Origin of the sequence: Enterobacter sp. Ap-867 (assembly GCF_011752855.1) — a bacterium.
Taxonomy (GTDB): domain Bacteria; phylum Pseudomonadota; class Gammaproteobacteria; order Enterobacterales; family Enterobacteriaceae; genus Cedecea.
The window spans coordinates 45921-65412 of the sequence record NZ_VWWS01000009.1 but is presented as its reverse complement, the minus strand read 5'-3'; the positions used below and the strand labels follow the sequence as shown (position 1 = coordinate 65412).

At 55.0% G+C, this 19492-nt stretch carries 20 protein-coding genes; 3 read left to right on the top strand and 17 right to left on the bottom strand.

Annotation, left to right across the window (positions count from 1 at the left end; genetic code table 11):
* Positions 1–207 precede the first annotated feature (207 nt).
* Positions 208–1227, bottom strand: coding sequence for a tryptophan--tRNA ligase (gene trpS / locus F3J26_RS20045; protein ID WP_166995626.1), 1020 nt, complete (start codon positions 1225–1227; stop codon positions 208–210).
* Positions 1228–1503: 276 nt separating this feature from the next.
* On the opposite strand from trpS, the gene F3J26_RS20040 reads away from it, so the two are divergent.
* Positions 1504–2175 carry an HAD-IB family hydrolase gene (locus tag F3J26_RS20040; protein ID WP_008458304.1) on the top strand — a complete coding sequence of 224 codons (672 nt, stop codon included), beginning with the start codon at positions 1504–1506 and terminating at the stop codon, positions 2173–2175.
* A gap of 46 nt (positions 2176–2221) precedes the next feature.
* Here F3J26_RS20040 and F3J26_RS20035 read toward each other — a convergent pair whose 3' ends face one another.
* The 5 genes from F3J26_RS20035 to F3J26_RS20015 form a co-directional block, all read right to left on the bottom strand.
* Entirely contained in the window at positions 2222–3262 is a 1041-nt protein-coding gene (locus tag F3J26_RS20035; protein WP_166995624.1) for a TerC/Alx family metal homeostasis membrane protein, read from the bottom strand.
* A 129-nt stretch (positions 3263–3391) separates the two neighbouring features.
* Positions 3392–4162, bottom strand: a complete 771-nt coding sequence (locus tag F3J26_RS20030; protein ID WP_166995622.1) for an anti-sigma factor family protein — start codon at positions 4160–4162, stop codon at positions 3392–3394.
* Positions 4159–4671: an RNA polymerase sigma factor gene (locus tag F3J26_RS20025; RefSeq protein WP_166995620.1), complete on the bottom strand. Its 513-nt coding sequence runs from the start codon at positions 4669–4671 to the stop codon at positions 4159–4161. The genes F3J26_RS20030 and F3J26_RS20025 overlap by 4 nt, the downstream gene beginning before the upstream one ends.
* A gap of 20 nt (positions 4672–4691) precedes the next feature.
* Positions 4692–5234 carry a cytochrome b/b6 domain-containing protein gene (locus tag F3J26_RS20020; RefSeq protein WP_166995618.1) on the bottom strand — a complete coding sequence of 181 codons (543 nt, stop codon included), beginning with the start codon at positions 5232–5234 and terminating at the stop codon, positions 4692–4694.
* Positions 5231–6319, bottom strand: a complete 1089-nt coding sequence (locus tag F3J26_RS20015) for a catalase family peroxidase (protein ID WP_502706589.1) — start codon at positions 6317–6319, stop codon at positions 5231–5233. The genes F3J26_RS20020 and F3J26_RS20015 overlap by 4 nt, the downstream gene beginning before the upstream one ends.
* A 577-nt stretch (positions 6320–6896) precedes the next feature.
* Here F3J26_RS20015 and F3J26_RS20010 point away from each other — a divergent pair.
* The gene (locus tag F3J26_RS20010; protein WP_166995616.1) at positions 6897–8462 is read left to right on the top strand and encodes a methyl-accepting chemotaxis protein; all 1566 of its coding nucleotides are present in this window, start codon (positions 6897–6899) and stop codon (positions 8460–8462) included.
* A gap of 37 nt (positions 8463–8499) precedes the next feature.
* Here the strand turns inward: F3J26_RS20010 and F3J26_RS20005 are convergent, their stop codons facing one another.
* Both F3J26_RS20005 and F3J26_RS20000 read right to left on the bottom strand, forming a co-directional pair.
* Positions 8500–9216, bottom strand: a complete 717-nt coding sequence (locus F3J26_RS20005) for a Type III secretion system effector HopBA1 (protein ID WP_166995614.1) — start codon at positions 9214–9216, stop codon at positions 8500–8502.
* Between the two features lie 131 nt (positions 9217–9347).
* Positions 9348–9764, bottom strand: a complete 417-nt coding sequence (locus tag F3J26_RS20000) for a hypothetical protein (protein ID WP_008458321.1) — start codon at positions 9762–9764, stop codon at positions 9348–9350.
* A gap of 282 nt (positions 9765–10046) precedes the next feature.
* On the opposite strand from F3J26_RS20000, the gene mutS reads away from it, so the two are divergent.
* Positions 10047–12608: a DNA mismatch repair protein MutS gene (gene mutS, locus F3J26_RS19995; protein WP_166995612.1), complete on the top strand. Its 2562-nt coding sequence runs from the start codon at positions 10047–10049 to the stop codon at positions 12606–12608.
* 68 nt (positions 12609–12676) lie between these two features.
* On the opposite strand, the gene rpoS is transcribed toward mutS, so the two are convergent.
* The 9 genes from rpoS to F3J26_RS19950 form a co-directional block, all read right to left on the bottom strand.
* Positions 12677–13669: an RNA polymerase sigma factor RpoS gene (gene rpoS, locus F3J26_RS19990; RefSeq protein WP_008458325.1), complete on the bottom strand. Its 993-nt coding sequence runs from the start codon at positions 13667–13669 to the stop codon at positions 12677–12679.
* 56 nt (positions 13670–13725) lie between these two features.
* Positions 13726–14859, bottom strand: coding sequence for a murein hydrolase activator NlpD (gene nlpD / locus F3J26_RS19985; RefSeq protein ID WP_034809052.1), 1134 nt, complete (start codon positions 14857–14859; stop codon positions 13726–13728).
* A gap of 130 nt (positions 14860–14989) precedes the next feature.
* Positions 14990–15616 carry a protein-L-isoaspartate(D-aspartate) O-methyltransferase gene (locus F3J26_RS19980; RefSeq protein WP_008458329.1) on the bottom strand — a complete coding sequence of 209 codons (627 nt, stop codon included), beginning with the start codon at positions 15614–15616 and terminating at the stop codon, positions 14990–14992.
* Positions 15610–16371, bottom strand: coding sequence for a 5'/3'-nucleotidase SurE (gene surE, locus F3J26_RS19975; RefSeq protein ID WP_039287134.1), 762 nt, complete (start codon positions 16369–16371; stop codon positions 15610–15612). The genes F3J26_RS19980 and surE overlap by 7 nt, the downstream gene beginning before the upstream one ends.
* A complete protein-coding gene (truD, locus tag F3J26_RS19970; RefSeq protein ID WP_008458331.1) occupies positions 16352–17398 on the bottom strand; it encodes a tRNA pseudouridine(13) synthase TruD in 1047 nt (348 codons plus the stop codon). The genes surE and truD overlap by 20 nt, the downstream gene beginning before the upstream one ends.
* Positions 17398–17877 (bottom strand): 2-C-methyl-D-erythritol 2,4-cyclodiphosphate synthase, encoded by a 480-nt coding sequence (gene ispF, locus F3J26_RS19965; RefSeq protein WP_008458332.1) that lies wholly within the window; start codon positions 17875–17877, stop codon positions 17398–17400. Before ispF ends, truD begins: the two co-directional genes overlap by 1 nt.
* Positions 17877–18587: a 2-C-methyl-D-erythritol 4-phosphate cytidylyltransferase gene (gene ispD / locus F3J26_RS19960; RefSeq protein ID WP_166995610.1), complete on the bottom strand. Its 711-nt coding sequence runs from the start codon at positions 18585–18587 to the stop codon at positions 17877–17879. Before ispD ends, ispF begins: the two co-directional genes overlap by 1 nt.
* Before the next feature lie 19 nt (positions 18588–18606).
* Entirely contained in the window at positions 18607–18933 is a 327-nt protein-coding gene (gene ftsB, locus F3J26_RS19955) for a cell division protein FtsB (RefSeq protein ID WP_008458337.1), read from the bottom strand.
* A 185-nt stretch (positions 18934–19118) separates the two neighbouring features.
* A complete protein-coding gene (locus F3J26_RS19950; RefSeq protein ID WP_008458338.1) occupies positions 19119–19442 on the bottom strand; it encodes a DUF3561 family protein in 324 nt (107 codons plus the stop codon).
* Positions 19443–19492 lie beyond the last annotated feature (50 nt).

Below are 19492 nucleotides of genomic sequence, written 5' to 3'. Positions count from 1 at the left end.
CATCATGTTGCCGTAAGCATACCTGCCTGGGTGCCACGTGCTATTTAAGCTTTGTGGTTTTTCAGCCCCGACAGGTACGCTTCACTGCCAGATTCTTCAAAAATTATGAGAGCGCGGGCGGTTGTATTCCACCAGCCCTTGCTCTGTCAGGCTTCACCGGCTGGCTGACTAAAGCGTCGATGTTCGCCGTCTCGCGCCCTTCTGCCGTTAAAATAGCACCGGCAGCCCCAGCGCACGTTTCACTTCGTCCGCCGTTTGCTGCGTCAGCGCTCGCGCTTTCTCACTCCCGGCTTTCAACACCTCTTGCAAATAAGGCTTATCTTCGATAAAGCGATTTCGCCGCTCTCTGATCGGCGCCAGCAGGTTTTGCAGACAGGTTTCCAGCTCGTTTTTACACTGCCGATCCCCCAGCCCACCGCGCTGGTAGTGCTCTTTCATCGCCTCAACGTTCTCTTTGTCTTCATGGAAAGCATCCAGATAGGTAAACACCACATTGCCTTCAATTTTTCCCGGATCGTTGACGCGCAGATGATCCGGGTCGGTAAACATGGCGCTCACGGCCTGATGAATCTGCTGTTCGCTGGCGGAAAGGGTGAGCGTATTGCCCAGGGATTTTGACATCTTAGCGTTACCGTCAATGCCCGGCAGACGGCTGACCGGGCTGAGCAACGCTTTGCAGGGGGTTAATATCGGCGTCGGCGTCAGGCTATTCATCTTGTGCACAATTTCATTGGCCTGTTCGATCATCGGCAGTTGATCGTCCCCCACCGGCACCAGGCTGGCTTTAAATGCGGTAATATCCGCGGCCTGGCTTATCGGATAGACAAGAAAACCAGAAGGCAAAGAGCGAACAAACCCCTTCTGGGCTATCTCGCTTTTTACCGTCGGGTTTCTTTCCAACCGGGCGACGGTCACGATGTTCATATACAACATGGTGAGTTCGGTCAGCGCTGGCAGAGAGGATTGCAGGCAGATTGTGGTTTTCTGCGGATCAATGCCAACCGCCAGGTAGTCCGCCATCACCTGCAGAATGTTTTCGGCGACTTTCTCCGGGCGGCTGCCGTTGTCGGTTAGCCCCTGAAGGTCGGCGACCAAAATGTGCTGCTGGTGCTCATCCTGAAGCTGAACGCGTTTACGCAGTGAGCCGACGTAGTGCCCAAGGTGAAGCTGGCCGGTTGGACGGTCGCCGGTAAGAATGGTTTGCTGTAAAGCGTGTGAACTGCTCATAACTGCCTCCTGAAGATGATAAATCTTGCCGGAGGGCGAACAGTTAAACGAAATAGCCGCCTTCCGGCGGCTATTAGAAAAGGGTGAACGAATTCCTGCCGCCTCTAAAGAGACAGCCACCAGCGGATAACGATAAGTGCGGTGTGATTTATGTTCATTCGGCTACCCTATCACATTTCGCGATGGTTTCCGTAGCGGGATTTAAAAGTTTATAATTTCCCCATCGTTCGCAAGATGCCCTCGCGACGAACAGATAAAAAGGAAAGTTGGGAATCTATGGTTGTTATGAATGATCCTTCGCCAGGCGTCCTGTCGGTTTTTGATTTTGACGGCACGCTGACCCATAGCGATAGCTTTGTCCCGTTCCTGCGGTTTGCCTTTGGGCGCAAAACCTTCGCGCGCAAGATGATGCGTATGGTCATTCCGACGCTCAAATGCCTGCGCCGGAAACTGACCCGCGATGAATTAAAAGAAATCCTGATTTCAACCTTCTTAACCGGCGTGAATGAGCAGTGGGTTAAGGATAAAGCCGAAGTGTATTGCGCGAAAAACTTCGAAAAAATGATGCGCCCGCGTGGGCTGATGGCGGTTGCCGCTGAGCTACGTTCTGGCGCTGAAGTTACGCTGTGCTCTGCGTCTCCGGCCATCGTGCTGCTGCCGTTCGCCGAACGTCTGGGCGTGAAGCTCATCGGCACTCAGCTTGAAGTGGTGGACGGCGTGTTAACCGGCCGCATTAACGGCCATAACTGCCGCTGCGATCAAAAGATTCAGCGTCTGGAACAGATTTATGGCCCGCTTAACCAGCTGCATTTGCGCGCCTGGGGGGATTCAAGAGGGGATTATGAGCTGCTGACCGCAGCCAGGGATTACCACTGGCGCCACTTCCACCGCGCCAAATCTCGTCGTCGCTCACCTATCGAAAGATTACGCCTCGACAAACATCTCTGAATCTCGTCATCAGGACGCCCTCGCCCGAAGGCGTCCTTCATCCTGTTCAGTTCTTACTGTCGCTTGATTCCGCTTTTGCCGGGAACATGACGCTGAGGATGATGCCCACGGCCAGCACGCCCAACACAACGTACAGGCTGGCGGTGGCCGAGATGCTGTACCCGTGATGCCAGATATGTTCGCTGGCGTTAAGCCCGAGCTTAACGGCGATAAAGAACAGCAGCACCACCACCGCTTTTTCCAGGTGAACGAGATACTGTTTTAACGCTTCCAGCACAAAATACAGGGTACGCAAGCCAAGTATCGCAAACATCATTGCGCTGTAGACGATCAGCGGTTCACGGCTGACGGCAATAATGGCCGGGACAGAATCAAAAGCGAACATCACGTCAGACAGTTCAACCACCGCCACGCAAAGTATCAGCGGCGTAGCATACAGCGTGGCTTTTTTTACTCGCCCAACGGTGATGGCCTGGTTTTCTGGCTTCGCCAGCTCGTGGTCAACCTCAGCCTGGTTAAGCAGGAATTTGCGCCCGGCAAGCTTTGGCCAAAGAGGGAAAAAGCGTTTTACCAGCCGATAAGCCAGATGCTGAGAGTAGTCCTCAACTTCGTCCTCTCCATCGTTGCCTTTGAGCATCATCACCGCCGTCCACGCCACAATCAGCGCAAACACGATTTCAACATAAGGCCCCAGCGACAACAGCCCGGTGCCGATGGCCACAAAAATGCCTCTGAAAACAATCGCGCCGATAACGCCCCAGTACAACACGCGGTGCCGGTAGCGATCCGGAATGCCGAACCAGGCAAAAATCGCCATCATCACAAACAGGTTATCGACGGAAAGCACCTTCTCAAGCGCGTAGCCGGTGACAAACAGGCTGGCGACTTCTGCGCCGTGATGAAGATATAAAAAACCGGCAAAAAGCATTGCCACTGCAACCCAGAACACCGACCACAATGCGGCACTTTTCAGCGAGATGGGCTCGTCTTTGCGGTGCATAAAGAGGTCGATAAAAATGGCACCCACCGAAAGCGCAAGAAATACCGCTACCGTTTCGGTCGGGAAGCCAATATGTGTAGATATCATGTTTTATCCTTCAGGAATGACGGAGGCAGCTTCGGGGGATCCGAGTGCCGCCTCACTCCATTCAGGATAAGACCTTCAGGCAAAAATGGTATATTTTTTCTGACATTGGCGAATAAACCGACGCCTGCATTAAATTGCTTGCGCATCCCCCGCGTACTGCGCTACCGCCTGTTGTAACCTCGCCGTCTGGCTGTCATTGGCCGGGCTTATCATCGCGTAGTTATAGCGGCGATCGCTCCAGTACTGCGCGGTCAGGTTATCGTCCTGTCGCTCCCCTTTCCCCAGCGTAAACATGCCGGAGGGCCGGATATAATACGCCACGCGCGTGCCCTGAGCGTCCCGGTAGACCACCAGCGCCGCCGGCCCCTGCTCGGTTACCATTAAACGCCCGCCCACCAGCGTAAAACCGTAATTATCGAGGTCTGGTGCCAGCGCCCCGTTAATAAAGTAGCGACTCATCCAGTTATTCACCTCCGCGCGATCGCTGGCCACAACGTCCAGCGCTTTCACGCTGCCACTGTTCACCAGACGATAGGCCTGCACGGCATCTTCCATCGGCAGAATTTGCCGCAGAACTTCGCTGGCATGCAGCTGCCACCCGGCCACGCCGCCCATGCCGACGGAGAACAGCAGGCTAAAAGCAACGGCTAACCGCCACCGGCGAGTGCGCTGGATTTGCTGCCGCGCCCGCTGTACTTCCGAAGCAGGGGCAGAAACCTGTGGCACAAATTCATCCAGCGAAAGACGTAAACGCCGGGCATCGGCCTGCCATTTTTTGACCTGTGCGGCCTGCTCGGGGTGCTGCTGCAAATAGTGCTCAACCCACTTTTTGCGCTCGTCATCCAGCTGCCCGTCAACCCAGGCATGGAGATCCTGCTCGTCAGGTATGCGCGATTTCATTTTAATCTCCTTAACGCCGGGGTGGATGGCGTGCCTTCATCCCATTTTTGCAGCTGTTTTCTGGCTCGGGACAAACGCGACATCACGGTTCCCAACGGAATATCCAGCGACTCAGCCGCCTCTTTATAGCTCAAACCTTCTACGCTGATGAGCAGCAGTAATGCGCGCTGCTCCACGGGAAGCTGGCTGAACATCGCCAGCATATCGTCGTTGATCAGCATCTCCTCCGTTGACGCGGCCACCGGGTGTTCATCGCCGGTAAACAGCGACAAAATACGCTGATAGCGTCTTTTTCGCCGCTCGCCGTCAATGAATTGCCGGTAGAGAATAGAGAACAGCCAGGTGCGAAGGCTTTCCCTTGCCGCCAGATTCCTCTCGCGGGTAAATGCTTTCTCAAGGCAGGACTGCACCAAATCCTCCGCGGCATGAGGATTGCGCGTGAGCCATAGGGCGAAACGCTGCAGATGCGGCAGCATTTCCCGTACTTCCTGTTCGCTCAGTTTTGACATGATTTACTCCACTGGCGATGTTAGCCCCGGCCTTTGTAGCCCGTCATACTGCTGAACACGCCATCACGCAATAGCAGCGCATGAAATAATGCGGCGGTCAGATGCAGAATTACGATGACGAACAGCAGCAGAGCAAGCCAGGTATGCAGCGGCCGAAGCACGGCATAAAGCTCAATATTTTTCGCCACCAGCGCCGGTAGCGTGATGCCAGGCCCCAGCGTCACAGGATAGCCCGCGGCAGAGAGCATGGCCCAGCCTACCAGCGGCTGGGCTACCATCAGAAGATAGAGCAGCCAGTGGGATAAATGTGCCAGCGCTACCTGAAAACCCGGCAGATTCGCCGGGAGCGACGGCGTTTTATAACGAAGGCGGAGATAAACCCTCAAGATAACCAACAGCAGAATGGCAACGCCAAGCGGTTTATGCAATGAGTATAAAAAAGCGTGTAATGCCGACACCGTGGACACCATCCCCACGCCGATAAACAGCATTGCCACGATCATCAGCGCCATCGCCCAGTGAACGACGCGCAGCAGAGGGTGAAAATACGTCACTTTGCTCATAACCGGCCCCCTTTATTTACCTGAGCTTCTTCATGCGTGCGGCGATTGAAGGATGATGAATAAGCCGCAGAGCGCGCGCTAAGCAGCGGATCGTCTGAGCCAGAAATACCTTCCGGCAAGATCAGAGGATCGTAGTTGATGTCCCGGCAGTTGCCGTCAGCTTGATCTTGTTCGGTAGTGAGCACCAGCGTGCCTGCGTTAAGTTTTTGGTGGCTATCGGGCCAGGCTTTTGTCGCATCGTTAATCACATCGCCCTTTTCAGCCACGCTGATAATCAAATCCCATTTCAGCGGCCCCTGCTGCAGGCGCTGCTTGATGTCCTGCTGCAGGAACAAAGGATTCGCTTTGTCCTCCGCCGTCACCGGCACGCCGGGGGTTTGCGACTGCATACTCCAGCGCACGCCATGAACGTCCCCAGTTTTATTGGTAAATAAGAAGGCGTTCAGGCTGTTGTAGCTGTCGCTAGCCCAGCTCGACGTCGGCACATAGCCCTTCACCCAGGCAAAAAACGGCTTTGCCTCCGGGTGAGTGCTGATAAATGCTTTCATTTTGGCTGGATCGGGTTTGCCCGTTTTAGGATCGGGAATACCCGCCATTTGCTGATCGTAGAAGCCCTGCGGCGTTGCGACGCTAAAGAACGGCAGCGCGTTCATCCCGGTACGCCACTCCTGGCCATCACGGGTGATAAACTGCAGCGCCATACTGCGCACTGGCACCGCACCATCGGGCGCGTTGGGGTTACCGCCAGCAATTGCCAGGCGGCCAATGACCGGCGTATTGCCCGGCAGGAACACCGTTGCTTTCGACAGCGCGCTGGCGCTACCGTTGGAGTCAAAATATCCCACTACACAGACCCCTTTGGCATGATTGCGGCGGTAGCCGGGGTGCTCTCCTCCCGTTTTTTCCAGCGCATTAACCAGCTTGTCGGGGGATAAACGCCCCGGCGTCAGGGCCCCCCACGCCCAGGCAAACAGCAGGCAGAGGGCTAACGGAATGGCGATTATCACGGTGCCACGCAGTAAAAATTGCTGCGGGTAGCGTAAATTTTTAAACATCGCGCAGAAAGGCGGACGAGGTTCTCGCATAGGATCGGCTCACAATAATGAAACGGTATTGGGTTTTGGAGCACATAGGACGAACGAAATGAGCATTTATTCCCAGGTAATTAAAAATTTTTATCGTCCGTATTCCACTATCAAAAGCAGGGGAATGATTGTTATTACTTTTTATATATTTCGGGAGTGTGGACATTAAAAAAACCGGTTCGGCCTTTTTCATCAATAGGTAAAAAAGTTAAATATTAAAAAAACAATAAACTTTTGTTAGCAGACGTAACGAACGTACCGAGTGAATGATTACAAGTCATCGACGCCAAGTTTAAAACATAGAAATAAAGTGAAACCACAAACTAAAAACAACATCATTTAACTTAGGGAGAGAAAAAATAAAAGCCATTGTTAGTTATGGAATAAAGTATTTCATCGCTACCAACACTGCGCGCATCGTTAAAAATCCGCCCTATTGACAACTTTTTGCCTGCAGATTAATTTCCTTTCCACCCTGTAAGCCAGCAAGACAACTTACCCTCCTGTATCCACTGCAGGAAAATACTCCGACAACACCATTAACATCACGCTCAATATTAATTAAAAGAGAGTTATTATGTTTAAAAACCTTTCCGTAGGTTCGCGAATAAGCGGCAGCTTTATCATTATTTTATTAACGCTGATTATGCTGACGCTGGTGGCGATTATGCAGGTAAATAAAATAAACAACGCGTTGATCGCCATCAACGATGTCAATAACGTTAAACAGCGCTACGCCGTTAATTTCAGGGGCAGCGTACATGACCGTTCAATTGCCATCCGCGACGTGACGTTGGTGCCGGCAGGCGAACTGCAGGGCGTTGTGGAACACATCCGCAAGCTGGAGCAGGATTACCAGGCCTCCGTTCAGCCGATGGAAGGCATCTTTGCCCAGGGCAGTGACGTAACGCCCGAAGAGCGTACTCAGTACGAAAAGATAAAAGAGGCCGAGCAGCAAACGCTCCCGCTGGTGAATGAAATTATCGCTCTTCAGCAAAAAGGCGATGTGGAGGGCGCGCGCCAGGTCATCCTCAATCAGGCTCGTCCTGCTTTTGTTAACTGGTTGGCCACCATTAACGGTTTTATCGACATGGAGACTCAGCTTAACGACGCTTTGGCTAATACGGCGCGCGGTATTGCGCGAACATTTCACCTTCTGATGCTTACCCTGGCGCTGGTTGCCGTGGCGATTGGACTGCTGATCACCTGGTCAACCACACGCAAAATCACGCTTTCCCTCGGCGGTGAACCGGTTGATTTACTGCGTATGACCAACGCTATCGCCGCCGGAGATCTGACGCAAACGCCCGAGCTGCGTAAAAAAGACTCCAGCAGTATTCTGGCCTCGCTCAGCCATATGCAGAATTCGCTGCGCCAGCTGGTGCTGGAAGTTCGCCAGAACGCAGAGGGTGTGGCGAGCGCCAGCGCGGAAATTGCCAAAGGAAGTAGCTCGCTTTCTGCAAGGACGGAGAACCAGGCTGCGGCGCTACAGCAAACATCAGCGGCGATGGATCAGGTGGCGAGCACGGTGCGGAACAATGCGGAAAGCGCGCAGTACGCCAGCAAACTTGCCAGCTCTGCCGCAAGCGAAGTCACCCAGGGAAGTGAAATGGTGCAGGGGATCGTCAGTACTATGGAGGAGATCACTCAGGAATCCGTACGTATTGCGGACATTACCTCCGTGATCGAGGGGATCGCTTTCCAGACCAACATTCTGGCACTGAACGCCGCCGTTGAAGCCGCCAGAGCGGGTGAACAAGGCCGGGGTTTTGCCGTTGTCGCCACTGAAGTTCGAGCCCTTGCTCAACGCTCTTCCAGCGCCGCGAAAGAAATAAAAGGCCTGATTACCGGCTCAGTGCAGCGGGTAAACAGCGGGGCCCAGGAGATCGATCAGGCGGCGGAAACCATGAGCAAGATTTTAACCACCGTCAGCCAGGTGAACAGCATTGTGAACGAAATTGCGCATAACTCAGCAGAACAGGCGACCGGCGTGAATGAGGTTGCCCAGGCCGTTGCGCAGATGGATAAAAACCTGCAGCAGAACGTCGCGCTGGTTGAGGTGACGTCCTCCACGGCAACCTCTCTCGATAGGCAATCTCGCGTTCTGCGTGAAACCGTCAGCGTTTTCCAGGTTGCTTCCTGAGCCTACAAAGTACGGGGAATCGCCATTCCCCGTTTTTTTATTTCGGGAAATTAATCACCAGGTGACTATTGTCGTCTTTCTCGTTCAGCGAACAGCCTGGGGCTTTACCACTCGAGTCGAAAGAAACCACAGGGCCGGGACGCATATCTTTAGGGCCTTGTTCACGGCTATGGTGAAAATGACCGCCGCCGCCCCAAACCAGCGTTTTACGTGCGCCAATGGCATGCTCTTCTTTTTCTGCCGCAGCGTTCCAGGCAATATTGAGCGCCAGCCGTTTGTTCATGTATTTGATGGCTTCCATCGGCGTTTTCGGCGCAGCGCCGGGAATATGGCGGTCAATGCCGGCGACGGAAATACCCGCTTTGTGCGCTTCATAAAGTGCCCCGGCAACCTTATCTACCCAGGCCTCGCCGTGTTTTGACCAGGCGTTCATGATGAAGTTTTTTGTCGCCTCTTTGCCATGAGCCAGCGCTTCGTGAAACAAGGCGTTATCGCTGTATTTCACAAACTCTACCGCCAGCAGATCCACACCAGCCTTTTTCAACTCGGGAATGGCATGGCCGACAAATTCAGGGATCGCAAGCTGACCATGCACGTCGCCCAGGTAAGCAAGCTTGTTATCCCGGAACAGGTTAGCCAGGGCCTGAACGGGATCGTTTACCGGCGGCTTAATTTTAATATCAGGGTGGATCCTTCCGCTGGTGTTAAGAGCGGCGGGCTGAACGCGATTTGACTGACCGACTGCAGAAAACATGGTTATCTCCGATGTTGGGATGTTTTCTGATAAGTGGGTCACTGAAAATTGAGTTCCTGAAAACAGGGTCAAAAAGATGTGTCTAAACGCAACATCCGGCAACTCAAATACGTTGCCGGATCGGGCGGGATCTATCTTTTATAGTAATTATTAAGGCTTTTAATGTAGTTCATGCAGCCCATCACGCTGGGATCGGTGCTGTTGTATTTATAGTCTTTGATAATGCCTTTGCTGTCGGTAGAGATCTGAATTTTGCAGCTGTAGTTAACCGGCACAAACGTGGTTTGTGTTGTCGTGGCCTCAAACGGTTTACCGTTGACCGTACCGGTGGTCGTTTGCGGCGAAATATAAGGCTCGGCTCCCGTACTGTTCGTTATCCACGTATAAACTTTCGTGTCGTCAAACGTTTGCTGATTATCGGGGTAGCCTAATATTTTAAATGCGACGGTTTTATCCTGGCCCACGAGGCCACGCAAACCCTCATCAAGCTGTTGAAAAGAAACGCACCCCGTCACTGCCAGCACGCCCGCCAGTACCCACTTTCTCATAGACACCCTGGAATTTAACCGTTTAAACAGAATGAAGGCGAAAACGTTCGCCAAGCTGCGGTATTACAACCAGCCGCCGCTAGAACATATCAGAACAGCAACGCGTTGCGAGGCTTTCAGCAATGTCGTTTAACCGCTGTTTTCCTGCCTTTGATACTCCGTTATCATGGGCCATCTGCGGGGCGATTCCCGCGTGCAGTTTACGCCGTATTAGTGAGCAATAATGAGAACCAGAAACATCACTAACCACTTAAAATTCAACGAAATGGATATCATCACTCCATGAGTACTAGCGAAACCTTCGACGCCCATACCCCGATGATGCAGCAGTATCTGCGTCTTAAATCCGAGCACCGTGACATCCTGCTGTTTTACCGTATGGGTGACTTCTACGAGCTGTTCTATGACGATGCCAAACGCGCTTCTCAACTGCTGGATATCTCCCTGACCAAGCGCGGGGCTTCTGCGGGCGAACCTATTCCAATGGCGGGCGTGCCTCATCACGCGGTGGAAAATTACCTGGCTAAACTGGTGAACCTTGGTGAGTCCGTGGCCATCTGCGAACAAGTTGGCGATCCGGCAACCACCAAAGGGCCGGTTGAGCGTAAAGTCGTTCGCATCGTCACGCCGGGCACCATCAGCGACGAAGCGCTGCTGCAGGAGCGCCAGGATAACCTGCTGGCGGCAATCTGGCAGGACAGCAAAGGTTTTGGCTATGCGACGCTCGACATCAGTTCCGGGCGCTTCCGCCTGACCGAACCGGAAGACCGTGAAACCATGGCCGCCGAACTTCAGCGCACCAATCCGGCGGAGCTGCTGTATGCGGAAGACTTCGCTGAGATGAGCCTGATTGATGGCCGCCGTGGCCTGCGCCGCCGCCCGCTTTGGGAGTTCGAGATTGAAACCGCGCGCCAGCAGCTAAATCTGCAGTTTGGCACTCGGGACCTGACCGGCTTTGGCGTCGAGAACGCCCACCATGGGCTTTGCGCCGCCGGCTGTCTGCTGCAATACGTCAAAGATACCCAGCGCACTTCCCTGCCGCATATCCGTTCCGTGACCATGGACCGGCAGCAGGACAGCATCATTATGGATGCAGCCACCCGCCGTAACCTTGAGATCACCCAGAATCTGTCCGGCGGCGTGGAGAACACGCTGGCCTCGGTGCTGGACTGCACCGTGACGCCGATGGGCAGCCGTATGCTCAAACGCTGGCTGCATATGCCGGTGCGTAACGTCGATGTGCTCACCCGGCGGCAGCAAACTATTGCGGCCCTGCAGGAGCGCACCGCAGATATTCAGCCTACGCTGCGTCAGGTCGGCGACCTGGAACGTATCCTTGCCCGTCTGGCGCTGCGCACCGCTCGCCCACGCGATCTGGCTCGTATGCGTTATGCCTTCCAGCAACTGCCCGCCTTGCGCGGGACCCTGTCTGACGTAAGCACCGACTACGTGCAAACCCTGCGCGAGCAGATGGGTGAATTTGTAGCGCTGCGCGAATTACTTGAGCAGGCGGTTATCGAATCGCCACCGGTGCTGGTGCGCGACGGCGGCGTTATCGCTCCCGGCTATAACGAAGAGCTGGACGAATGGCGAGCCCTGGCCGATGGCGCAACTGACTACCTGGATCGCCTGGAAATTCGCGAACGCGAACGCCTGGGCCTTGATACGCTGAAAGTGGGATTTAACGCCGTGCACGGCTACTACATCCAGGTCAGCCGCGGCCAAAGCCATCTGGTGCCGATCAACTATGTTCGCCGCCAGACGCTGAAAAACGCCGAGCGCTACATTATTCCTGAGCTGAAAGAGTACGAAGACAAGGTCCTGACTTCCAAAGGCAAAGCGCTGGCGCTGGAGAAACAACTTTACGATCAGCTGTTTGATTTGCTGCTGCCGCACCTGGAAGCGCTGCAAAAAAGCGCTACCGCGCTGGCGGAGCTGGACGTGCTGGTGAACCTGGCCGAGCGCGCTTATACCCTGAACTACACCTGCCCGACGCTGACGGACAAGCCCGGCATTAAGCTGGTCGGGGGCCGCCATCCGGTAGTGGAACAAGTGCTCAGCGAACCGTTTATCGCTAACCCGCTAAACCTTTCCCCTCAGCGTAGAATGCTGATCATTACCGGCCCGAACATGGGCGGTAAAAGTACCTATATGCGCCAGACCGCGTTAATTGCTTTGCTGGCCTATATCGGCAGTTTTGTGCCAGCTCAGCAGGCAGAAATTGGCCCGGTTGATCGCATCTTTACCCGCGTAGGCGCTGCCGATGACCTGGCTTCCGGTCGCTCAACCTTCATGGTGGAGATGACAGAGACCGCCAACATTCTGCACAATGCGACCGAACACAGCCTGGTCCTGATGGATGAGATTGGCCGCGGCACATCGACCTATGATGGCCTGTCGCTGGCCTGGGCCTGCGCCGAAAGCCTGGCCAACCGTATTAAGTCGCTGACGCTGTTCGCTACCCACTATTTCGAGCTGACCACGCTGCCGGAGAAAATGGAAGGCGTGGCTAACGTCCATCTGGATGCCGTGGAGCATGGGGATACTATCGCCTTTATGCACAGCGTGCAGGACGGCGCGGCGAGCAAGAGTTACGGCCTGGCCGTAGCCGCGCTGGCGGGTGTGCCAAAAGACGTGATCAAACGTGCGCGCCAGAAGCTGCGCGAGCTGGAAAGCATTTCCGGCAATGCGGCCGCAAGCCAGGTGGATGGGACGCAAATGTCGCTGCTGGCCACGGCGGAAGAGACATCCCCTGCCGTCGAGGCGCTGGAGAACCTGGATCCAGATTCTCTTTCTCCGCGTCAGGCGCTGGAGTGGATCTATCGGCTGAAGAGTTTGGTGTAGCCGTTACCAAACGGCAGGCATAAAAAAAGCGGTGATTTGCATCACCGCTTTTTTATTTGAAGAGTCGATTATTCGCGGAACAGCGCTTCGAGGTTCAGCCCCTGAGCCTGCAGGATTTCACGCAGACGGCGAAGGCCTTCAACCTGAATCTGACGAACGCGTTCACGAGTCAGGCCGATTTCACGACCCACATCTTCCAGCGTTGCAGCTTCATAACCCAGCAGACCAAAACGACGGGCCAGTACTTCACGCTGCTTAGCGTTCAGTTCGAACAGCCACTTCACGATGCTTTGTTTCATGTCATCGTCTTGCGTGGTGTCTTCCGGGCCGTTGTCTTTCTCGTCCGCGAGGATATCCAGCAGCGCTTTCTCAGAGTCACCACCTAATGGGGTGTCTACCGAGGTAATGCGCTCGTTCAGACGCAGCATACGGCTAACGTCATCAACCGGTTTATCCAGCTGCTCGGCAATCTCTTCGGCACTCGGCTCATGGTCGAGCTTGTGGGAGAGTTCACGAGCGGTACGCAGGTAAACGTTCAGCTCTTTCACAATGTGAATGGGCAGGCGAATCGTACGGGTTTGGTTCATGATTGCCCGTTCGATGGTCTGACGAATCCACCATGTGGCGTACGTTGAGAAACGGAACCCACGTTCCGGATCGAATTTCTCAACCGCACGAATCAGCCCCAGATTACCCTCTTCAATCAGATCCAGCAGCGCCAGACCACGATTACTGTAGCGACGGGCAATTTTTACCACCAGACGCAGGTTACTTTCGATCATGCGTCGGCGGGAGGCTACATCACCGCGCAACGCGCGGCGAGCAAAGTAAACTTCTTCTTCGGCTGTTAATAATGGAGAGTAACCGATCTCTCCAAGATAAAGCTGAGTCGCATCTAGTACACGCTGTGTTGCCCCCTGTGACAGCAGCTCTTCTTCTGCAAGGTCGTTATCACTGGGTTCCTCTTCTACAAGGGCTTTTTCGTCAAAAGCCTCAACTCCGTTCTCATCATATTCCGCGTCTTCGTTTAACTCGTTAACTTTCAGCGTATTCTGACTCATAAGGTGGCTCCTACCCGTGATCCCTGGGCAATACACTCAATGAATGTTTTGCCGGTTTATCGCTGCGGCAAATAACGCAGCGGGTTTACGGATTTCCCCTTGTAACGAATTTCAAAATGCAATCGTGTAGAACTGGTTCCGGTGCTACCCATGGTAGCTATTTTTTGCCCCGCCTTAACTTCTTCTTGTTCCCGGACCAGCATTGTATCGTTATGGGCGTAGGCACTCAGATAATCATCGTTGTGTTTGATGATGATTAGATTACCGTAACCGCGCAGCGCGTTACCGGCATATACCACGCGCCCTGCGGCGGTCGCGATAATGGCCTGTCCTTTACTGCCAGCGATATCGATCCCTTTGTTGCCCCCTTCGGTTGCCGCAAAGTTTTCGATGATCTTACCGTCGGTCGGCCAGCGCCAGGTTGAAATTGGCGAGCTGTTAGACGTACTGCTGACGGTAGGTTCGGTAGAGCTAACCACAGGTGCCGTCACCGGTGCTGTGACAACAGTCTCAGCTGGCTTATTGCCCGGTAACATTTTAGTAGCACTCTGTTCACCTGAATCCTCAGAATACGTAATTGTCGGTTTAGAAGCAACTACCCTGGTTGAGTTTTGTTCAACCGGCGTCGCGACGCCCTGCGCACGGGCATCGGCGGCGGTCACCGCGTTCCCACCGGTGATTGGCGTGCCGGAGGCGTTGCCGACCTGGAGGGTTTGCCCTACTTCCAGACCGTATGGCGCCGGTACGTTGTTGCGCTGCGCCAGGTCACGGAAGTCGTTCCCGGTAATCCACGCAATGTAGAACAGAGTATCGCCGCGTTTAACGGTGTAGGTGCTGCCGCCCGCGTAGCTTCCTTTAGGGATGTTGCCGTACTGACGGTTGTAGACAATGCGGCCATTTTCAGTCTGTACAGGCTCTGACGCTACGGGCTGGGCCTGAGGCTGGCGAACCGGTTGAATTTGTGGCTGCTGCACGGGTTGAATCTGAGGTTGCTGGATCGGAGCGGACATTGTCGGTGGCTTCGTCACCAGCAGGCTGCCGGTTGAAGAGCCTGAAGAACTGCCATTGCCGCCAACGGAACTGATCGGCGCCTGGGTATTATTGTTGCTTGTACAGCCTGCCAGCCAAAGGCTGGTTAGCGTCAACATCGCCGCCCGGCGTAAAGTAAAAGTTGGGCTTCCCGCGCTCATTTATCCCCCAAAATGATAACAACCAGATATGCATAAAACACTGTAGAAAAGCGGCGTAATCCACGCCAGCTTTTGCTGAATTCGGCTACGTTACGCCGAATTGGCAGCAAAAAAACCGGATATTTCCGGGTTATGCTAATTCGCCGCGTACTAAGGGCACAAAGCGAACAGCTTCTACCGTGTCGATTAAAAATTCATCCCCGTGGCGCCGCACGCGCTTCAAAAACTGCCGGTCGTCCCCCACGGGTAAAACAAGAATGCCGCCGTCATCCAGCTGCGACAGCAGCGCAGTGGGAATTTCCGGCGGTGCCGCTGTCACAATGATAGCGTCGAACGGCGCTTTTGCCTGCCAGCCCTGCCAGCCATCGCCGTGACGGGTCGAAATATTGTGTAAATCCAGCTGCTTCAGGCGACGCCTGGCGTGCCATTGCAGCCCTTTGATACGCTCCACGGAGCAAACATGCCCTACCAGATGCGCCAGAATCGCGGTCTGGTAGCCAGACCCGGTGCCAATTTCCAGCACTTTTGACTGCGGCGTCAGCTCCAGCAGCTCCGTCATCCTCGCTACCATATACGGCTGAGAGATAGTCTGACCAGACCCAATAGGTAACGCGGTATTTTCCCAGGCTTTGTGTTCAAACGCTTCGTCGACAAACTTCTCACGCGGCACCTGTGCAATAGCCTCAAGAACCTGTTCATTCTTGATGCCCTGGGCACGTAATTGATCGAGAAGAGCCTGTACGCGTTTGCTTACCATTGCGCCTCAACTCCGGCTTTTTCAAGCCAGTGGCCAACGACTTCATGGGCGCTATGTGCGGTTAAATCGACATGCAGCGGCGTCACAGACACATAGCCTTCGTCGACGGCGGCAAAGTCGGTGTCCGGTGCAACATCCAGTTTTTCCCCCGGTGGACCAATCCAGTACACCGTGTTGCCACGCGGATCTTCCTGGCGAATCACCTGGTCTGCCGGATGACGGCTGCCGCAGCGCGTGACGCGAATGCCTTTGATTTGGTCCAGCGGTAAATCTGGAACGTTGATATTCAGAATGCGCCCGGTGCGCAGTGGCTCCCGAGCCAGCGCCCGGAGAATAGAGCAGGTGACCGCCGCAGCGGTCTCATAATGCTGATGGCCATCCAGCGAGACGGCCAGCGCCGGGAGCCCCAAATGACGCCCTTCCGTCGCCGCCGCAACGGTGCCGGAATAGATAACGTCGTCGCCGAGATTTGGCCCGGCGTTGATGCCCGACACCACAATATCCGGGCGCGGATGCATCAAAGCATTGACGCCGAGATAGACACAGTCCGTCGGCGTTCCCATTTGAACGGAGATATCCCCGTTGGCGAGGGTAAAGGTTCTAAGCGATGACTCCAGCGTCAGCGAGTTTGATGCGCCGCTGCGGTTTCTGTCCGGCGCCACCACCTGCACCTCGGCAAATTCACGCAACGCCTTCGCCAGCACCTGAATACCAGGCGCATGGACTCCGTCATCGTTACTCAGCAATATTCGCATAATCACCCGCTGTGTTCATGAGTTCCCTGACAACGCTGGTGGCAAAACTTCCCGCCGGTAACCAGAAGTTCAGCTCGACGGTGACATCATCCCACCAGTTCCAGCTCAGCTCTTTCGGCTGAACCAGCATCGCACGGCGCGCCGCTTCCACTCGCTCACGCTTCAGCAGCCCCAGCAGAATCTCTTCATCCGCCACGGATTGCTGCTCAAAAGCCAGCGCTGCATTTTGCGTTCCCCACTCGCCATCGCCCGGCAGCGAAGCGGTGATCAGCAGTTCGCCGTCATTCACTCGCTGTTGCAGGCCAGGAAGTTCTTCCGGGGTCGCCACAAACCAGCTGCCGCGCCCTGCCAATTGTAGCGCATCGCCATCAACAACTTGATTAAAGTCTGTTTTTTTCAGGCGCTGGCTAACAATCTGATTAAACAACGCGCTGCGGGCTGCCGACAACCAAAAACTGCGTTTATTTCTGTCGCGCAACGGCGCATTGCTTTCTGCCCAGCGTTTCGCCTGATGCAGGTTATTGCCGCCGATGCCAAAACGCTGGCTTCCGAAATAGTTAGGCACGCCCTGCTCCGCTACGGCCTGCAGGCGCTGCTCCATCTCGTGGCGATCGCTTACCTCGCGCAGCACGAGGGTAAAGCGGTTTCCCTTCAGAGCGCCTAAGCGCAGCTTGCGGCGGTGGCGAGCAAACTCCAGCACCTGACAGCCTTCGAGCGTAAAAGCGCTCATGTCCGGCATCTCTTTGCCCGGCAGGCGTACGCAGAACCACTGTTCGGTCACCGCATGTTTGTCTTTTTGCCCGGCAAAGCTGACTTCGCGCGCATGAACTTTAAGGAATTTCGCCAGAGCATCGGCCACGAAACGTGTATTGCAGCCGCTTTTCAGAATGCGCAGCAGCAGATGTTCACCGTCACCGTCCGGGCCAAAGCCCAAATCTTCGATCACCACGAAATCTTCTGGGCTGGCCTTGATGACGCCGCTGCCCTGCGGCTTGCCGTGCAGCCACGTCAGGTTCTGCATGTCCATTACTTGCCGGCCTTGTGCAGCAGCGCCACGGCTTCGCAGGCAATACCTTCGCCGCGGCCGGTAAAGCCGAGTTTCTCGGTGGTGGTTGCTTTGACGTTGACGTCATCCATATGGCAGCCGAGGTCTTCGGCAATAAACACGCGCATCTGCGGGATGTGCGGGGCCATTTTCGGCGCCTGGGCGATAATCGTCACATCTACGTTCCCGAGGGTAAAACCTTTGGCCTGAATCCGGCGCCAGGCTTCACGCAGCAGCTCACGGCTGTCCGCTCCTTTAAAAGCAGGATCGGTGTCCGGGAACAGCTTGCCAATATCCCCCAGTGCGGCGGCACCCAGCAGCGCATCGGTCAGGGCATGCAGAGCAACGTCGCCGTCGGAATGAGCCAGCAGCCCTTTCTCGAACGGGACACGAACGCCGCCAATAATAATCGGGCCTTCGCCGCCAAAAGCATGAACATCAAAACCATGTCCAATACGCATTATACATTCTCCGTTTGGGTTAACCGCGTAAGATAGAAAGCCGCCAGGGCGAGATCTTCAGGGCGAGTCACCTTGATATTATCCGCCCGGGCGCTAATCAGTTCTGGATGAAAGCCGCAATATTCGAGGGCCGACGCTTCATCGGTAATAGTGGCACCTTCATCCAGCGCGCGCAGCAGGCAGCTGCGCAAAAGTTCGAGAGGGAAAAGCTGCGGCGTCAGGGCATGCCAAAGATCTTCACGATCAACCGTATGGGCAATCAGCCCTTTGCCTGGCTCGCCCCGCTTCATGGTGTCGCGAACCGGGGCCGCCAGAATACCGCCGACTTTGCCGCCGGTGGTAATCGCCAGCAGGTTATTCAGGTCGTCCCGGTGCAGGCAGGGGCGTGCGGCATCGTGCACCAGCACCCATTCAGCATTACCTGCGGCCTGCAGGCCAGCCAGCACGGAATCTGCACGTTGCTTGCCGCCAGTCACCACGGTGACGCGAGGATGGGTTGCCAGCGGTAAAGAGGAAAAATAGGTGTCGTTGGGGCTGAGAGCCACGATCACCTGGCCCACGCGCGGATGCGCCATCAGGCTAGCCACCGCGTGTTCGAGAATCGTTTTGTCGCCGATGTGTAGGTACTGCTTAGGACATTCCGTTTGCATACGGCTGCCGATACCGGCGGCCGGTACCACGGCAATTACGTCCGGGGAGGAGTCTGCCATGCCTTTCACTTATGCTGAGTTATCGATTATTTTGCCCGGCGTTGGAGGTATTACCGTTGGCTGCGCGTTTGGAGGCATCCGGTACCAGGCGGTAGAAAGTCTCTCCCGGCTTGGTCATGCTGAGTTCGTTGCGAGCGCGCTCTTCGATCGCTTCCTGGCCGCCGTTGAGGTCGTCAATTTCGGCAAAAAGCTGATCGTTGCGAGATTTTAGTTTGGCATTGGTTGCCTGCTGCGCAGCGACATCTTCGCTGACGCGCGTGTAATCGTGTACGCCGTTTTTTCCGAACCACAGCGAATACTGAAGCCAGACCAGCAAGGCCAGCAACAGCAGCGTTAGTTTACCCATCCTGCCCCCTGAAAAACGGCACAATCATCCCACAACTTTTTCGTCGACTCCACTGCGGCAAGCCACCCTGCGCGCCAAATCGCGCCAGAATTTACCACATAACGCGAATTCATGCGCGATTGGAGCAAGTTTAGCTTAACGTTGCCCATAAATAGTCTGTTACGGTTTGACGCAGTTCGGCACGGCTAACCCATAAGCCACATGAAGAGCACGCCGAACATCAGCGCCACGGAGAGCAGCGTAGCCACACAGCTGAACAGCAGCTTGCCACGCAAGATGGAGTGCAGGGCAATCCCCACCACCACCGCGACCGGCATCAGCGCCAGGAAGAATGGCCAGGTGTAGAGGAAGAAAAAGAGCGTGTTGGGGCCATAGACCAAAAAGGGAATACCTAGCGCCAGCAGCCACGACAAAAAGCCGATAAACGCCCCGGGCAGTGACCAGGTTGTTTCCTCGACCGTCGGGCTGGGTTCAGCCTGAGAGATAACGATATTCGTGCTGTTGCGCATAACTGATTTCATAACCCTGATGGCCGGAAGCGTTGTGCTTCCGGGCGTCT

What these genes read in the sequence shown, in the direction of transcription:
- trpS (WP_166995626.1), bottom strand. Translation starts at nt 1,227, where the DNA reads ATGAGCAGTTCACACGCTTTACAGCAAACCATTCTTACCGGCGACCGT.
- F3J26_RS20040 (WP_008458304.1), top strand. Translation starts at nt 1,504, where the DNA reads ATGGTTGTTATGAATGATCCTTCGCCAGGCGTCCTGTCGGTTTTTGAT.
- F3J26_RS20035 (WP_166995624.1), bottom strand. Translation starts at nt 3,262, where the DNA reads ATGATATCTACACATATTGGCTTCCCGACCGAAACGGTAGCGGTATTT.
- F3J26_RS20030 (WP_166995622.1), bottom strand. Translation starts at nt 4,162, where the DNA reads ATGAAATCGCGCATACCTGACGAGCAGGATCTCCATGCCTGGGTTGAC.
- F3J26_RS20025 (WP_166995620.1), bottom strand. Translation starts at nt 4,671, where the DNA reads ATGTCAAAACTGAGCGAACAGGAAGTACGGGAAATGCTGCCGCATCTG.
- F3J26_RS20020 (WP_166995618.1), bottom strand. Translation starts at nt 5,234, where the DNA reads ATGAGCAAAGTGACGTATTTTCACCCTCTGCTGCGCGTCGTTCACTGG.
- F3J26_RS20015 (WP_502706589.1), bottom strand. Translation starts at nt 6,319, where the DNA reads ATGCGAGAACCTCGTCCGCCTTTCTGCGCGATGTTTAAAAATTTACGC.
- F3J26_RS20010 (WP_166995616.1), top strand. Translation starts at nt 6,897, where the DNA reads ATGTTTAAAAACCTTTCCGTAGGTTCGCGAATAAGCGGCAGCTTTATC.
- F3J26_RS20005 (WP_166995614.1), bottom strand. Translation starts at nt 9,216, where the DNA reads ATGTTTTCTGCAGTCGGTCAGTCAAATCGCGTTCAGCCCGCCGCTCTT.
- F3J26_RS20000 (WP_008458321.1), bottom strand. Translation starts at nt 9,764, where the DNA reads ATGAGAAAGTGGGTACTGGCGGGCGTGCTGGCAGTGACGGGGTGCGTT.
- mutS (WP_166995612.1), top strand. Translation starts at nt 10,047, where the DNA reads ATGAGTACTAGCGAAACCTTCGACGCCCATACCCCGATGATGCAGCAG.
- rpoS (WP_008458325.1), bottom strand. Translation starts at nt 13,669, where the DNA reads ATGAGTCAGAATACGCTGAAAGTTAACGAGTTAAACGAAGACGCGGAA.
- nlpD (WP_034809052.1), bottom strand. Translation starts at nt 14,859, where the DNA reads ATGAGCGCGGGAAGCCCAACTTTTACTTTACGCCGGGCGGCGATGTTG.
- F3J26_RS19980 (WP_008458329.1), bottom strand. Translation starts at nt 15,616, where the DNA reads ATGGTAAGCAAACGCGTACAGGCTCTTCTCGATCAATTACGTGCCCAG.
- surE (WP_039287134.1), bottom strand. Translation starts at nt 16,371, where the DNA reads ATGCGAATATTGCTGAGTAACGATGACGGAGTCCATGCGCCTGGTATT.
- truD (WP_008458331.1), bottom strand. Translation starts at nt 17,398, where the DNA reads ATGGACATGCAGAACCTGACGTGGCTGCACGGCAAGCCGCAGGGCAGC.
- ispF (WP_008458332.1), bottom strand. Translation starts at nt 17,877, where the DNA reads ATGCGTATTGGACATGGTTTTGATGTTCATGCTTTTGGCGGCGAAGGC.
- ispD (WP_166995610.1), bottom strand. Translation starts at nt 18,587, where the DNA reads ATGGCAGACTCCTCCCCGGACGTAATTGCCGTGGTACCGGCCGCCGGT.
- ftsB (WP_008458337.1), bottom strand. Translation starts at nt 18,933, where the DNA reads ATGGGTAAACTAACGCTGCTGTTGCTGGCCTTGCTGGTCTGGCTTCAG.
- F3J26_RS19950 (WP_008458338.1), bottom strand. Translation starts at nt 19,442, where the DNA reads ATGCGCAACAGCACGAATATCGTTATCTCTCAGGCTGAACCCAGCCCG.